Origin of the sequence: Nocardia sp. NPDC047648 (assembly GCF_040642815.1) — a bacterium.
GTDB classification, from domain to species: domain Bacteria; phylum Actinomycetota; class Actinomycetes; order Mycobacteriales; family Mycobacteriaceae; genus Nocardia; species Nocardia gamkensis.
In genome coordinates this window covers 1-15,357 of the sequence record NZ_JBEYSX010000003.1, presented here as the reverse complement: position 1 = coordinate 15,357, position 15,357 = coordinate 1, and the positions used below count along the sequence as shown (strand labels likewise).

Here is a 15,357-nt window from a genome sequence, read left to right as displayed (position 1 = left end):
CGAAGACCGTTGGTCGCCGAGCCCGCATGGGTTCGGTCGAAGGTCCGGCGACATTGCCGGCGGCCCACGCAGGGAGAGCCGAGGCTGGGAATTGATCCGGGTACGTCCCGGCTCGGTTTTCTGTTGCGCCCCGGAACGCTCTGCGTTCGGGGCGTTTGTTTTGTCGCCGGCCCCTGATCGGTAGTTCGAGTACACGAACCGACCAATCAGAGAGGAGGCGAAGTATGGCAAAACCCGAGAAGGTCACCGCGGTCGAGGAGATCGCGGAGCAGTTCAAGAGCTCGACGGCCACCGTCGTCACGGAATACCGTGGCCTGTCGGTCGGCAAGCTCACCGAGCTGCGGCGCGCGCTCGGCGCCGACGCCACGTACTCCGTCGCCAAGAACACCCTGGTCAAGCGTGCCGCCGCCGAGGCGGGCGTGGAAGGCCTCGACGAACTGTTCGTCGGGCCGACCGCGATCACCTTCATCACCGGTGAGCCGGTCAACGCGGCCAAGGCCCTGAAGACCTTCGCGAAGGACAACAAGGCGCTCATCATCAAGGGCGGCTACATGGACGGCGCGCCGCTGTCCGTGTCCGAGGTCGAGCGGATCGCCGACCTGGAGACCCGTGAGGTGCTGCTGGCCAAGCTGGCCGGCGCGCTCAAGGGCAACCTCGCAAAGGCCGCCGGTCTGTTCAACGCTCCCGCCTCGCAGGTGGCCCGCTTGGCCGCCGCGCTGCAGGAGAAGAAGCAGGCCGAAGAAGGCGGATCTGCCGCCGAGTAATGCCGTGTGGCACGACTCCCCGCTCAGACATTCACTACCGAAAGGAAAACAACAATGGCCAACGTTGACGAACTGCTCGAGACCTTCGGCAACATGACCCTGCTCGAGCTCTCGGACTTCGTGAAGAAGTTCGAGGAGAAGTTCGAGGTCACCGCGGCTGCTCCGGTCGCCGTCGCCGCCGTCGGCGGTGCCGCCGCTCCGGCCGAGGCCGTCGAGGAGCAGGACGAGTTCGACGTCGTGCTCGAGGGTGCGGGCGACAAGAAGATCCAGGTCATCAAGGTGGTCCGCGAGATCGTCTCCGGCCTGGGCCTGAAGGAAGCCAAGGACCTCGTCGAGAGCGCCCCGAAGCCGATCCTGGAGAAGGTCGCCAAGGACGCCGCCGAGGCCGCCAAGGCGAAGCTGGAAGAGGCCGGCGCCAAGGTCTCGGTCAAGTAATTCACGACCGAACACGCCGAACGGGCGATCCCCTGCGGGGGATCGCCCGTTCGCGTTTTCCGGCAATCTCGCCGCTATCGTCGATACCGAAACTATTGCGGAGTTACTACGCAGTCAGGTTGGGGTGTGCCCGATCTGTCCCATGAGTTACAGTGACCGAACCCACTGTGACGTGACGCACCGCGATATCCGAGCGCGCGGTTCGCCGGTGGGCAGCTCGCTGAGAATTGTGGAGGTTGGCGTGGGCGTCGAGGTCAGGACCGAGAGTGTAACCAAGTCTTTCGGTTCCCAGCGAATTTGGCAGGACGTGTCTCTGACGTTGCCCTCGGGCGAGGTCAGCGCGCTGCTGGGCCCATCGGGCACCGGTAAGTCGGTGTTCCTGAAGTCGCTGATCGGACTTCTGCGCCCCGAGCGCGGCTCGATCTACATCGACGGCACCGATATCACCACCTGCTCCAACAAGGAGCTCTACGAGATCCGCAAGCTCTTCGGCGTGCTGTTCCAGGACGGCGCGCTGTTCGGCTCGATGAATCTGTTCGACAACGTGGCATTCCCGCTGCGCGAGCACACCAAGAAGAGCGAATCCGAGATCAAGAAGATCGTCATGGAGAAGCTGGAGCTCACCGGTCTGCTCGGGGCCGAGGGCAAGCTGCCCGGCGAGATCTCCGGCGGTATGCGCAAGCGCGCCGGGCTGGCCCGCGCCCTGGTGCTGGATCCGCAGATCATCCTCGTCGACGAGCCGGACTCGGGTCTGGACCCGGTCCGCACCTCTTACCTGAGCCAGCTGCTGATCGACATCAACGCTCAGATCGACGCCACCATCCTGATCGTCACGCACAACATCAACCTGGCGCGCACGGTGCCGGACAACATCGGCATGCTGTTCCGCCGCCAGTTGGTCATGTTCGGCCCGCGCGAGGTGCTGCTCACCTCGGACGAGCCGGTGGTCAAGCAGTTCCTCAACGGCCGCATGATCGGCCCGATCGGTATGTCGGAGGAGAAGGACGAGGCGCAGATGGCGCGCGAGCAGGCGCTCGTGGACGCCGGGCACCACCACGGCGGCGCCGAGGAGGTCGAGGGCATCATCCCGCAGATGCGCGCGACTCCCGGTATGCCGGTGCGCCAGGGCGTGCTTCGCCGCAAGGAACGTGTGCGTGAAATCATGCACACGCTGCCGCATGCGGCCCAGGTCGCGATCCGTGAATCACTTGCGGAGAACGACGATACGCAGGTGATGTCGTACAACAGTGGCGACCTGGCTAATTATCAGGGCGGCTCGTACGACACCACCGTGCGACACAACACAACTAACGGGTAACATCTGCGATCGTGAATTCCACCCTGGCGCGATTGCGAACTCCCCTGGAGTCGGGGTTTGCCCAGGCCGGCAATATCTTTGCGCTGCTCATCGACGTTTTGCGGAAGACATTCCGTCGCCCCTTCGAATGGCGGGAGTTCATCGAGCAGTCGTGGTTCATCGCGAGTGTCTCGATCCTGCCCAGCGCGCTGGTCGCGATTCCGTTCGGCGCGGTCGTGGCACTGCAGACCGGCTCGCTGATCAAGCAGCTCGGCGCGGAATCGTTCACCGGCGCGACCAGTGTGCTGGCAACCGTCCAGCAGGCGGCTCCCGTCGTGACGGCCCTGATCATCGCGGGCGCGGCCGGGTCGGCGGTGGCCGCCGATCTCGGCTCGCGCACCATCCGCGAGGAGATCGACGCGATGGAAGTGCTCGGCATCGATCCGGTGCGAAAGCTGGTGGTGCCGCGTGTGCTCGGCATGATGCTGGTCGCGCTGCTGCTCAACGGCCTGGTCTCGGTGGTCGGCATCGCCGGCGGGTACTTCTTCAACGTGCTGCTGCAGGGCGGCACGCCCGGCGCCTACCTGGCGTCGTTCTCCGCGCTCGCCCAGTTGCCGGACCTGTGGATCGGCGAGATCAAGGCGGCGGTGTTCGGTCTGCTCGCCGGCGTCATCGCCGCGTACAAGGGGCTGCATCCCAAGGGGGGCCCGAAAGGAGTCGGTGACGCGGTGAACCAATCCGTGGTGATCACGTTCATGGTGCTGTTCTTCGTGAATCTCATCCTGACCCTGGTGTACCTACAGGTCGTTCCGGCCAAGGGCGCCTGACCGATGGCCACGTCGTACCGAACCCCGGTCGCCAAGTCCATGCGCCGGGTGGGTGAAATCGCTCGGATGCCGCTCAACGTGATCGATCGCGCGGGCGAGCAGATGTCGTTCTACACGCGGGCCATCGCGTGGATCCCGCGGACCGCGGTGCACTACCGCAAGGAAGTCATGCGGCTGCTCGCCGAGGTCACCTTCGGCACCGGAGCGCTCGCGGTGATCGGCGGCACCATCGGCGTCATCGTGTTCATGTCCGGTTCCGTGGGCGTCGTCGTCGGCCTACAGGGTTTCAAGGCCCTCGACGCGCTCGGCAGCTCGGTGCTCACCGGCTTCCTCACCGCCTACATCAACACCCGCGAGATCGCGCCACTGGTCGCCGCGCTCGCCCTGTCCGCCACGGTCGGTTGTGGTTTCACCGCGCAGTTGGGCGCCATGCGGATCTCCGAGGAGATCGATGCGCTCGAGGTGATGGCGGTGCCGGGCGTGCCGTTCCTGGTGACCAGCCGAGTGATCGCCGGATTCCTCGCGGTGATCCCGCTCTACATCGTCGGGTTGCTCGGCACGTTCCTGGCGTCGCGGGCGATCAGCATCTGGTTCAACGGGCAATCCAGCGGGTCCTACGACCACTACTTCAGTTTGTTCCTGCCACCCGAGGACGTGCTCTATTCGTTCCTCAAGGTGCTGGTCTTCGCCTTCGTGATCATCATGGTGCACTGCTACTACGGGTTCCACGCCACCGGCGGGCCTGCCGGCGTCGGCGTCGCGGTCGGCCGCGCGGTCCGCGCCGCCATCGTCCTGGTGAATGTGCTCGACTTCTTCCTCAGCCTGGCGATCTGGGGCACCACCACCACGGTGCGGGTGGCCGGATGAGCCGCACCCAGGCCTGGCGCTCGACCGCGAAGCTACGCATCCGAGTGCTGGGGATCGCCTTCTTCGTCGTGGTCGCGTTGTTCCTCTGGACCACCGTCGCGATCTACAACAAGCAGTTCGTGCGCACCGTGCACGTCGACCTGATCACCGACAGCGTGGGCAACGCGCTGACCCGCAACGCGGACGTGAAGGTGCGCGGCATCACCGTCGGCGAGGTGCGCTCGAGCAGTTCCGAGGGCGGCGAGGTGACCTTGGACCTGGCCATCAATCCGGACAAGGCGCAGCAGATCCCGGCCAACGCGACCGCGCGCCTGCTGCCCAAGACGCTGTTCGGCGAGCGCTATGTGGATCTGGTGATCCCGGAGAACCCGAGCCCCAAGCATCTGACCGACGGGCTGACGCTGCACCAGGACGTCAGCGGCAACGCCATCGAGCTGAGCAAACTGCTCGACGACCTGCTCCCGCTGCTGCAGTCCATCCCGCCGCAGGATCTGGCGGCCACCCTCGGCGCGCTGTCGCAGGCGCTGGCCGGTCAGGGCTCCGCGCTCGGCGAGACCGTGGACAAGCTGGACGACGCCTTCCGCCAGGTCAACGCGGTGCTGCCGGACCTGCAGGCGGACCTGCGCAGCTTCGCGCAGGTGGCGGCCACCTATTCCGACGCTGCCCCGCAGCTGATCCAGGCACTGGACAACCTGCGCACGACCAACGCCACCATCGTGCAGCGGCGCACCGACATCGACGTCCTCTACGCGACGCTGACGCCGACCGCGGCCACCACCACCGATTTCCTGATCGCCAACCGCGACAACATCATCGACGTGGCCGCCGATTCCCGGCCCGCGCTGGAGCAGTTGGCCTACTACTCGCCGAACTACGCCTGCTCGCTGGCGAACTTCGCGCAGCTCAAGCCGCGCATCGACCGGATCTTCGGCAAGGGCACCGACCTGCCCGGCTCGCGGGTGACCATCGAACTCACCAACACGCGCGGCAAGTACCTGCCCAACCAGGACGAACCGCGCTGGCTGGATCCCAGGGGGCCGTGGTGCATCCCCGAGATGCCGCTGGGCGTCGACCCCGGCCAGTACACCGGCGGCCCGAACAACGACGGCTCCTACGCCGTCCCCAGTCGCAACCCCGGTGACCAGCAGATCGGAAATCTGGAACCGCCGCAGTTCGGGGTCCACCCGGCGAGCAAGATGCCGACGATCGCCGGTTCGCCCATGGAGCAGCAGTCGCTCGGCGCGATCTACGGCGCGGCCAATGGCGTCGCTCCTGATCAGGTGCCCGGCTGGGTGACCAGGGCCGGTGCGCCCGCGTTCCGCGGAAGCGAGGTGAGCGTGCGATGAAGCAGCATCTGCGCGGCCTGGGCGGCCCGCTGACCAAGCTGGTCATCTTCGTCGTGGTGACCCTGTTCGTGACGGTCATGCTCGCGCTGTCCATCGCCAACTACAGCGGCGGCGGCACCGCGTTCAAGGCCAGGTTCACCGATGTCACCGCGCTCAACCCCGGCGACGAGGTCCGCATCGCGGGCGTTCGGGTCGGCAAGGTCACCGACGTCTCGATCGTGGACAAGCGCCTGGCCGAGGTGAAGTTCGAACTCAGCGACCGGGATTGGCTGCCGTCCTCGACCACCGCCACGATCAAGTACCGCAACCTGGTCGGCCAGCGCTACATCGCGCTGGAGCAGGGGACCGGCGAGCAGGGCCGCAAGCTGAACGAGGGCGGCACCATCCCGCTCGAGCACACCAGGCCCGCGCTGAACCTGACCACGCTGTTCAACGGCTTCCGCCCGCTGTTCCGCACGCTGACCGCCGACGACGTCAACAAGCTGTCGTTCGAGATCATCCAGGTCTTCCAGGGCGAGCAGGGCACCATCCACGATCTGGTGGCGACCACCGCGAACCTGACCAACAAGATCGCCGACAAGGACGCGGTGATCGGTGAGCTGACCCGCAATCTGACCGCCGTACTGGACACCGTGAACCAGCGCGACGATCAGTTCGACCAGTTGATCGTGAACACCGAGGCGCTGATCAGCGGCCTGAACGCCGAGCGTGACACGATCGGGCGCTCGGTGACCTCACTCGCCGACCTGACCTCGGCGACGTCCGACCTGCTCGTCCCGGTGCGCCCGACGCTGCAAGGGTCGATCGCGGGCCTGAGCCAATTGACCGGCACGCTCGACGAGCGCCAGGACGAGGTGAACGAAGCGCTGTACAACCTGCCGCTGAAGATGGAGAAGCTCGGCCGCGCCGCCAGCTACGGCTCCTGGTTCCAGTTCTATCTGTGCGGCATCGACATCGTCGTCGGACCGGGCGCCGTCGACGCGCCGCAGCTCAACCTGCCCGCGGGCATGCCGACGATCAATCAGCCGCTGTACACCAACGCCGCGCCGCGCTGCCACGGGAAGGCTCGCTGATGGACGACCGCATTCTGCTCGGCAAGCGCAGCCCGGCGTTCCTGGGCGCGCTCGGCATCGCCGTCGTACTGTTGGTGACGGTGTCGGCCTTCTTCCTGGATCGGTTGCCGATCATCGGGGCGGGGACGAAGTACACCGCGGAATTCAGCGAGGCGGCGGGCCTGAAGAAGGGCAACGAAGTCCGGGTGGCCGGCGTCAAGGTGGGCTCGGTGTCCGATGTCCGGCTCGACGGGGACCGTGTGCTCGTGGACTTCCGCACCAAGGACACCTGGATCGGCAACGAGACCACCGCGTCCATCCAGATCAAGACGCTGCTCGGGCAGAAGTATCTCGCGCTCGACCCGAGGGGCTCCAAGCCTGCCACGCCGAGTTCGCGGATCCCGCTCTCGCGCACCGTCTCCCCGTACGACGTGGTGGACGCGTTCACCGACGCCGCGCGCACCATCGACCAGATCGACACCACGCAGCTGGCCAAGAGCATGCAAGTGCTGTCGGAGGCGTTCGAGACGACGCCGCCGGAGATCCGCGGGTCCATCGACGGTGTCGCCCGGCTGTCGGAGACGCTGGCCAAACGCGATCAGGAGCTGAAGAAGCTGTTCGCCGCGACCAGGCAGACCACCCAGATCCTCGCCGACCGCAACGCCGAGTTCGAGCGGCTGCTGGCCAACGGCGGCCAGCTGCTGGCCGAGCTGAACATCAGGCAGCAGTCGATCAAGCAGTTGCTGGTCGGCGCGCAGACGGTGTCGACCGAACTGAGCGCCCTCGTGCACGACAACGAGGAGCAGATCGGCCCGGCCCTGAAGAATCTGCGCGCCGCGATCGATCTGCTCAACTCCAACCAGCAGAACGTCTCCAAGACGCTGGAACTCGCGGCGCCGTTCTACAGCCTCTACGCCAACGTGCTCGGCACCGGACGCTGGTTCGACGCGGTGATCGTCAACGTGCTGCCGCCCGCCCTGCCCGACATCCCCGGCTACCGTCAGCCGATCCGCACTCTGGGAGGTAACTGACGTGGCGGACAACTGGCGTAGCGATCCGGTCGGTGCGGTCCGCGGTTCCAGTCGCGGCGCCAAGGTGGGCATCGCGCTGGTCCTCGTCCTCGCCGTGCTGGTCGCGGTGGTGCTGTGGTGGCTGTTCAACCGGCTGACCACCACCAAGATCACCGCTTACTTCGATCGCTCGGTCGGCATCTACGAGGGCTCGGACGTCCGGATCCTCGGCGTGCCGGTCGGTTCGGTGGATTCGGTGGAGCCGCAGGGCGATCAGGTCAAGATCGTGATGAGCGTGGACCGCAAGTACGACGTGCCCGCGGGCGCGCGGGCCGCGCAGATCACGCCCTCCATCGTGTCGGACCGCTACATCCAGCTCACCCCCGCCTACACCGGTGGCCCGAAGATGGCGCGTGACGCGACCATTCCGCGCGAGCGCACGGCCACGCCCGTCGAAGTGGACCAGCTGTACAAGAGCATCACCGAACTCTCCGAGGCGCTCGGCCCCAACGGCGCCAACGCCGACGGAGCGGTGAACGACCTGGTGCGCACCGGCGCGGCGAACCTGGCGGGCAACGGCGAGGCGCTGGCCAACAGTCTCACCCAGTTGTCCCGGGCGGCCCGCTACCTGTCGGACGCGCGTGGCGACATCTTCGACACGGTCAAGAACCTGCAGTCCTTCATCACCATGCTGGCGCAGAACGACCAGCAGGTGCGGCAATTCAACACGCAGCTGGCCGACCTGTCGACGTTCCTCGCCGACGAGCGGCAGGATCTCGGCGCGGCACTGAATCTGCTGTCGATCGCGCTGGGCGACGTCGCACGCTTCATCGACGACAACCGGGGCTTGATCGCGAGCAATGCCGAAGGGCTGATCCAGCTCACCAAGACGCTGTCCGATCAGCGCGACGACGTGGCGGCCCTGCTGCCGGTCCTGCCGCTGGCGTTGAGCAACCTGATCAACGTGCACAATGCCGAATCGGGCACCCTCGACATGCGGGCGAACTTCCCCGAAACCCAGGACCCGTTCGGCGCGGTGTGCAAGATGCTGGACCTGTCCAAACTGATGCCCGGCGATCCCAAGTTCGAGGCGCTCGGCAAGCAGATGCGTCCGATCCTCGACCACTGCAAGGAGATCACCGACCAGATCACCGCCGGGGTGCAGACCCCGACGTTGAACCTGCCGTTCGGCATCCTCAGCGGCGAGAACCAGCAGCGTGACCCGGTGCCGGGCACCGTGCCCGGCACGCCGTCGGACCGGCTTCCGCCGTCGCAGGGAGGGGAGCGATGAGCACTCGAATCCGTTCCGTCGCACGCGGTCTCGGCGCGGTGCTGGCGCTCGGCCTGTCCGCGACGCTGGTCACCTCGTGTGCCTCCGACGGCATCTACAGCGTGCCGCTGCCCGGCGGCGCCGACGTGGGCGAGCACCCGATGCACATCGACATCCAGTTCGACGACGTCCTCGATCTGGTCCCGCAGTCGGCGGTCAAGGTGGAGGGCGTGCCGGTGGGCCGGGTCGAGAAGATCAGCATCGGCAAGGATCAGTGGACCGCCACCGTGCGCACCTTGGTCAACTCGTCGGTGAGCCTGCCCGCGAACGCGCACGCCGAGGTCCGGCAGTCGAACCTGCTCGGCGAGAAGTTCATCGAGCTGTCCCGGCCCTCGGCCGATCCGGAACCCGGCAGGCTGGCCGACGGGTCGGTGATCCCGGTCGACCGCACCCGGCACGCCACCGAGGTCGAACAGGTACTCGGCGCGCTGTCGCTGCTGCTCAACGGCGGCGGCGTCGCGCAGTTGCAGCCGATCGTCACCGAACTGAACAAGACCCTGGGCGGCCGGGAAGACCGGGTGCGCTCGCTGATCGAGCAGGCGAACACGCTGATCGGCGGCCTGAACGAGCAGGTGGACGACATCACTCGCGCGCTCGACGGTCTCGACGTGCTCAGCAGCCGGGTGAGCAGGCAGACCGATCAGATCGCCAAGATCCTCGACCAGCTGCCCCAGGGCATCAGGATCCTGGAGGAGCAGCGCCCGCAACTGGTCGCCCTGCTGGCCCAGCTCGACCGGCTCGGTCAGGCGGGCTTCGATGTGCTCAACACCTCGAAGGACGACCTGATCCGCGACCTCACCTCGCTGCGGCCGACATTGCAGGAGCTGGGGCGTGCCGCGCCGGATCTGGTCACGGCGGTGCCGCTGATCCCGACCTATCCGTTCCCCGACTCGGCGCTGGAGAGCACCTTCGGCGGCAGCGTGAACACGTGGTTGTCGGTGGATCAGCAGATCGGCGTCACGCTCAGCAATCTCGGTGTCGGCAAGCCCGATCCGGTGTACATCCCGCCGGTCGGTCCGCCCGTGCCGGTGAACCCGACCAATCCGTATTACAACGGCAACGGCCCGCGTCCGGGCTGGCCCACTGTGTCGATCCTGCCGCTGCCGCCGCTGATGGCGCAGCCGCCCGCACCCGGCGTGCCCGGTCCGGTCGGGGCGATCCTCGAGCAACTCGGCGTAGGGAGTGGTCCGCGATGACCCGTCTGGTGCGGTGGCAGCTCATCGCGTTCGTGGTGATCGCGGTGCTCGGCGTCGTGTATGTCGGCGGCCGATACATCCGGCTCGACCACATGTTCGGGCTCAACGAGTACACGGTGAAGCTGCGGGCGGCTCAGACCGGCGGGATCTACAAGGGCGCCGAGGTGACCTATCGCGGCGTCCCGGTGGGCCGGGTCGGTGAGCTGGAACTCACCGGCGAGGGCGTCGTGATGAATCTCGTCATCGACACGAGTTCGCCGAAGATCCCGGCGTCGGCGAAAGCCGTAGTGGCCAACCGGTCCGCGATCGGTGAGCAGTACGTCGACCTGCAGCCCGACTCGGACGCGGGGCCGTACCTGCGCGACAACTCCGTGATCACCTCGGCGACCCTGCCGGTGCCGGTCGAGGAGCTGGTGTCCAGCGTGGACACCTTCGCGCACTCGGTGGACCTGAACGCGCTCAACACGACGGTCCGCGAACTGGGCAAAGCGTTCGACGGCAAGGGCGACGACCTGCAAGTGCTGATCGACTCGCTGAACAAATTCACCGAGACCTTCCACGCGACGCTGCCGCAGACCGTTCAGCTGGTCCGCGACGGCCGCATCGCCCTCGGCACACAGGCCGAGCAGTCCTCGCAGATCCGCGAGTTCAGCGACGGCCTGGACAAGCTCACCGCCCAGCTGCGCTCCAGCGACCCCGACGTGCGCAGGCTCATCGGCACCGGAACGGACGCGGGTGAGCAACTCGGCGCATTGATCGACGAGAGCGGTGGCTCGCTCACCCAGGACCTGGCCAACCTGCGGCTGCTGCTGCAGGCGATCTCGCCGAAGTTCTACGCGATCAAGCCGTTGCTGCAGATGCTCCCGCAGCTGTCGATCGGCGGCTCTTCCACCGCGCCCGGCGACGGGACCAGCCACTTCGGCCTGGTGCTCGAGGTGAACAACCCACCCACCTGTACCGTGGGCTACGAGGGCACGTATCGGATTCTCGAACAGATGAAGGCGCAGAACCCGGACTTCGACGACACGCGCGACGAGTTCCCCTTCAACAAAGACGCCAAATGTCTTGTGCCGTTCGGCAATCCGACCGCCGTCCGGGGTGGCGCGCGAGCCGAATACGCCGATCCGGCCATCGTCCAGCCCTGGGATTCCAACCCCAAAACCGATCCGGAAAAGCTGAACCTGACTCCGGCCGCCGTGCAGCTGTCGACCCTGCTGGGGGTCACGCCGAAGCGGTGACCAGGAGCAATGACGTTAGGGTGTCTCGCGTGAGTGACTGCAGCGAGCGAACCACGGCCACCCGGCCCTGGGGCGCGACCGAGCCGACCGACGGCGAGGCGATGTCGTGACCGCCGATCCGACCAAGCGGTCCGATTCGGCGTCGCAAGACACGCCGGACACCGCGACGACAGCGGCGGACACGTCCGCCCCCTCCGCGAAGCCGGAGGCGAGTTCCTCCGCGAAGCCGGACGCGAGCGATCGGAAGCCTGCCGAGCAGACCGGCGGCGCGTCCGAGCACGTGGTCGGCGCGTCCGTGCTCGGCCGGGTGGCCTTGGTCTGCTCCGCCGTGCTGCTTGTGATCGCGTTGGCCGGCGCCGCGTGGTTCGGCGCGGGCTGGGTGCGGGCCGCACTCACCGACGGCCCGCGCGCGGACGCCCGCGACACCGCGCTGGACGCCGCCCGCCAAGCCGCGATCAACATGACCTCGATGAACCTGGACGACGTGCCCGGCTCGCTGGCGCTGGCCAGGTCCTCGATGACCGGCGCGCTGCTCGACTCGGCCACGAAGAACAAGGACCAGGCGGAGAAGCTGGCCCAGCAGAGCGGGGTCGCGATGAACTCGAAGGTGCTCGGCGCCGCGCTCACCTCGCTCAACAGCGAGGAGGACAAGGCATCGGCGCTGGTCGTGCTGCAGGTCACCGAGAACGGCAAGGACAAGCCCGCCGCCGACTACCGCTACACCTGGACCGTCGACGTGGCCAAGGACGGCGACGTCTGGAAGGCCGAGCAGATCTCCTCGCTCAGCCAGCCGGTGTTGCTGAGCGGCGGCCCCGCCGCGCAGACGTCCGCACCGGCGGGCGAGCAGCCGCCCGCCGCGCCGAAGCCGGGATCGTAGGAGGACACCCATGACGTCTCGCCGACCGGTCAACCGGGTCACCTCCAAGCGCAGGCCCACCACCGAAACGGCGCGCGCCGCGTCCGCGCGGCCCGCAGCGGCCCGCAAACCGCGCGTGGCGGGAGTTTCCCGCACCACTGCGGGACAGGACACCCCCCGCGCCGAACAGCGGTCTGTGGCCGCGCCCGGTTCGTCGTGGTGGCGCACGATCGCGTCGCGTGGGAAAGGCCGTCAGCGGCGGCCTGCCGGGCGTGCGCGCTGGGGCGTCAGCGCGGCCATGCTGATCGCCGCGGTTCTGCTGGGCGGTTTCGCATGGCTCGCCGCGCAACAGCCCGGGGTGAACACGTCGAATCAGGCGTATGTGGACAACGGGGCCACCCAGGAGGTGCGGGCCGCCGCCGATAACGCGCTGCGGACCGTCTACGCCTACGACGTGAAGAACATCGACGGGTACCGGGACACCGCGAAGCAGGTGCTCACCGGAAAGATGCTCGCCGATCTGGACAAGTACGCCGACACCACCATCTCGGCCGTCAAACAGGCGCAGACCAGTGCCGACGCGAAAGCCGACCCGATTGCTGTGACATTGCTCACGGATGATCGCGCGGAGCTGATCGTCAACTTGGTGGTGAGTGCCACCAAGGATGGCGTGGCGCAGCAGAGCGTCGCCGGACCCGTGGTCCTGCACATGCAGAAGGTGGATGGACGCTGGCTGGCCAGCGACATCGTCGACCAGTAACGGCTACCGCGGCGGCCGGGATGACGCAGCGCGGCAGGCGATCTCGACGGCGCCCGGACCGGGCCTGCCACTTGACGAGTTTCGCCCGAACCGTCACGCTATTCACAACAGCGGCAGCTGTCACAGTGGCTTCCAGCGCACCGCGGCTCACGACGCAGCCAGCGAATTCGGCCCGGCGCGCCAGCCATGCGGACGATCACACGGGTGGTACTTTGACACCCCCGTGTACTTGGGTGTAGGTTTGGACGTTGCGCTGGCTGCCTCCTGTCCATACCTCGAATCGCACTCGTGAGTTCACCCTTCCGGTGTTACTTCCGTTGGTGCCTGTTTCGAGTTTCGTTCGGGTAGTAACCAGCGGAATTCGTAGCAGACAAGCGACGGTCGCGGACCACCACGCGACGCGCGTGAGGTGCTGGAAGGACGCATCTTGGCAGTCTCCACCCAGACCAAGGCAGTTGCCGGAATCCCCGGAGCCCCGTTGCGGGTGTCTTTCGCGAAGATCCGTGAACCCTTGGAGGTGCCCGGACTTCTCGATCTACAAACGGAATCGTTCGCCTGGTTGATCGGTTCGCCGGATTGGCGCGAACGCGCGGCCGCTCGCGGCGACGTCGGCCTAGTCGGTGGCCTCGAGGAGGTGCTCGAGGAACTCTCGCCGATCGAGGACTTCTCCGGCTCCATGTCGCTGTCGTTCTCCGACCCGCGCTTCGAAGAGGTCAAGGCCTCGATCGATGAGTGCAAAGACAAGGACATGACGTATGCGGCTCCGCTGTTCGTGACGGCGGAGTTCATCAACAACAACACCGGTGAGATCAAGAGCCAGACGGTCTTCATGGGTGATTTCCCGATGATGACCGACAAGGGCACGTTCATCATCAACGGCACCGAGCGTGTCGTGGTGTCGCAGCTGGTGCGTTCGCCGGGTGTCTACTTCGACCACAGTGTCGACAAGGGCACGGAGAAGGACCTGCACAGTGTGCGGGTGATCCCGTCGCGCGGTGCGTGGCTGGAGTTCGACGTGGACAAGCGCGACACCGTGGGTGTGCGCATCGACCGCAAGCGCCGCCAGCCGGTCACCGTGCTGCTGAAGGCGCTGGGCTGGACCACCGAGGAGATCGTCGAGCGCTTCGGCTTCTCCGAGATCATGATGTCGACCCTGGAGAAGGACAACACCGCCGGTCAGGACGAGGCGCTGCTGGACATCTACCGCAAGCTGCGTCCGGGTGAGCCGCCGACCAAGGAGTCCGCGCAGACCCTGCTGGAGAACCTGTTCTTCAAGGAGAAGCGCTACGACCTGGCGCGCGTCGGTCGCTACAAGATCAACAAGAAGCTCGGCATCCACGTGGGCGAGCAGGTCGTCGGTTCGGTGCTGACGAAGGAAGACATCGTCAACACCATCGAGTACCTGGTCCGCCTGCACTCGGGCGACAAGACCATGACCGCCCCCGGTGGCGCCGAGGTTCCGGTGGAAGTGGACGACATCGACCACTTCGGCAACCGTCGCCTGCGCACCGTCGGCGAGCTGATCCAGAACCAGATCCGGGTCGGTCTCTCCCGCATGGAGCGTGTGGTCCGTGAGCGGATGACCACTCAGGACGTCGAGGCGATCACGCCGCAGACCCTGATCAACATCCGTCCGGTCGTCGCCGCGATCAAGGAGTTCTTCGGAACCTCCCAGCTGTCGCAGTTCATGGACCAGAACAACCCGCTGTCGGGCCTGACCCACAAGCGCCGCCTCTCGGCGCTGGGCCCCGGTGGTCTGTCCCGTGAGCGCGCCGGCCTGGAAGTCCGTGACGTCCACCCGTCGCACTACGGCCGCATGTGCCCGATCGAGACCCCGGAAGGCCCGAACATCGGCCTGATCGGCTCGTTGTCGGTGTACGCGCGGGTGAATCCGTTCGGCTTCATCGAGACGCCGTACCGCAAGGTCGTGGACGGCCGGGTGACCGACGAGGTTCGTTACCTGACCGCGGACGAGGAGGACCGGCACGTTCGCGCGCAGGCCAACTCGCCGGTCGACGCCGAAGGCCGCTTCCTCGAGGACCGCGTGCTGTGCCGGCGTGGCAACGAGGAGAACGAGCTCGTCGCCGCCACCGAGGTCGACTACATGGACGTGTCGCCGCGTCAGATGGTGTCGGTCGCGACGGCGATGATCCCGTTCCTCGAGCACGACGACGCCAACCGTGCCCTGATGGGTGCGAACATGCAGCGTCAGGCGGTTCCGCTGATCCGTTCCGAGGCCCCGATCGTGGGTACCGGCATGGAGCTGCGCGCGGCCGTGGACGCGGGTGACGTGGTGGTGAACGAGAAGCCCGGTGTGGTCGAGGAGGTTTCGGCCGATTATGTGACGGTGATGGCTGATGATGGGACGCGTAAGTCCTA

General features: G+C 66.7%; 13 protein-coding genes and 1 pseudogene. All 14 read left to right on the top strand.

The window, feature by feature from the left end; translation table 11 throughout:
* The first annotated feature begins 224 nt into the window (after window positions 1-224).
* Window positions 225-764 carry a 50S ribosomal protein L10 gene (gene rplJ, locus ABZ803_RS08560; RefSeq protein WP_040870314.1) on the top strand — a complete coding sequence of 180 codons (540 nt, stop codon included), beginning with the start codon at window positions 225-227 and terminating at the stop codon, window positions 762-764.
* Window positions 765-818: 54 nt separating this feature from the next.
* Entirely contained in the window at window positions 819-1,199 is a 381-nt protein-coding gene (gene rplL, locus ABZ803_RS08555; RefSeq protein WP_039802004.1) for a 50S ribosomal protein L7/L12, read from the top strand.
* A 241-nt stretch (window positions 1,200-1,440) separates the two neighbouring features.
* Entirely contained in the window at window positions 1,441-2,517 is a 1,077-nt protein-coding gene (locus ABZ803_RS08550; RefSeq protein WP_357035372.1) for an ATP-binding cassette domain-containing protein, read from the top strand.
* 11 nt (window positions 2,518-2,528) lie between these two features.
* A complete protein-coding gene (locus tag ABZ803_RS08545) occupies window positions 2,529-3,323 on the top strand; it encodes an ABC transporter permease (RefSeq protein ID WP_051175592.1) in 795 nt (264 codons plus the stop codon).
* Window positions 3,324-3,326: 3 nt separating this feature from the next.
* Window positions 3,327-4,190, top strand: coding sequence for an ABC transporter permease (locus ABZ803_RS08540; RefSeq protein WP_040870310.1), 864 nt, complete (start codon window positions 3,327-3,329; stop codon window positions 4,188-4,190).
* A complete protein-coding gene (locus tag ABZ803_RS08535; protein WP_357034407.1) occupies window positions 4,187-5,536 on the top strand; it encodes an MCE family protein in 1,350 nt (449 codons plus the stop codon). Before ABZ803_RS08540 ends, ABZ803_RS08535 begins: the two co-directional genes overlap by 4 nt.
* Window positions 5,533-6,609 (top strand): MCE family protein, encoded by a 1,077-nt coding sequence (locus ABZ803_RS08530; RefSeq protein WP_357034405.1) that lies wholly within the window; start codon window positions 5,533-5,535, stop codon window positions 6,607-6,609. Before ABZ803_RS08535 ends, ABZ803_RS08530 begins: the two co-directional genes overlap by 4 nt.
* A complete protein-coding gene (locus ABZ803_RS08525) occupies window positions 6,609-7,619 on the top strand; it encodes an MCE family protein (protein ID WP_357034403.1) in 1,011 nt (336 codons plus the stop codon). The genes ABZ803_RS08530 and ABZ803_RS08525 overlap by 1 nt, the downstream gene beginning before the upstream one ends.
* 1 nt (window position 7,620) lies before the next feature.
* Window positions 7,621-8,889 (top strand): MCE family protein, encoded by a 1,269-nt coding sequence (locus ABZ803_RS08520; protein ID WP_357034401.1) that lies wholly within the window; start codon window positions 7,621-7,623, stop codon window positions 8,887-8,889.
* The gene (locus ABZ803_RS08515) at window positions 8,886-10,124 is read left to right on the top strand and encodes an MCE family protein (protein WP_357034399.1); all 1,239 of its coding nucleotides are present in this window, start codon (window positions 8,886-8,888) and stop codon (window positions 10,122-10,124) included. The genes ABZ803_RS08520 and ABZ803_RS08515 overlap by 4 nt, the downstream gene beginning before the upstream one ends.
* Complete coding sequence (locus ABZ803_RS08510; protein WP_357034397.1) at window positions 10,121-11,362, top strand: MlaD family protein; 1,242 nt, start codon at window positions 10,121-10,123, stop codon at window positions 11,360-11,362. The genes ABZ803_RS08515 and ABZ803_RS08510 overlap by 4 nt, the downstream gene beginning before the upstream one ends.
* A 106-nt stretch (window positions 11,363-11,468) precedes the next feature.
* Window positions 11,469-12,239, top strand: coding sequence for a hypothetical protein (locus ABZ803_RS08505; protein ID WP_357034395.1), 771 nt, complete (start codon window positions 11,469-11,471; stop codon window positions 12,237-12,239).
* Between the two features lie 10 nt (window positions 12,240-12,249).
* A complete protein-coding gene (locus ABZ803_RS08500) occupies window positions 12,250-12,978 on the top strand; it encodes a hypothetical protein (protein ID WP_357034393.1) in 729 nt (242 codons plus the stop codon).
* A 409-nt stretch (window positions 12,979-13,387) separates the two neighbouring features.
* A pseudogene (locus ABZ803_RS08495) lies at window positions 13,388-15,357 on the top strand (DNA-directed RNA polymerase subunit beta); the annotation flags it as partial.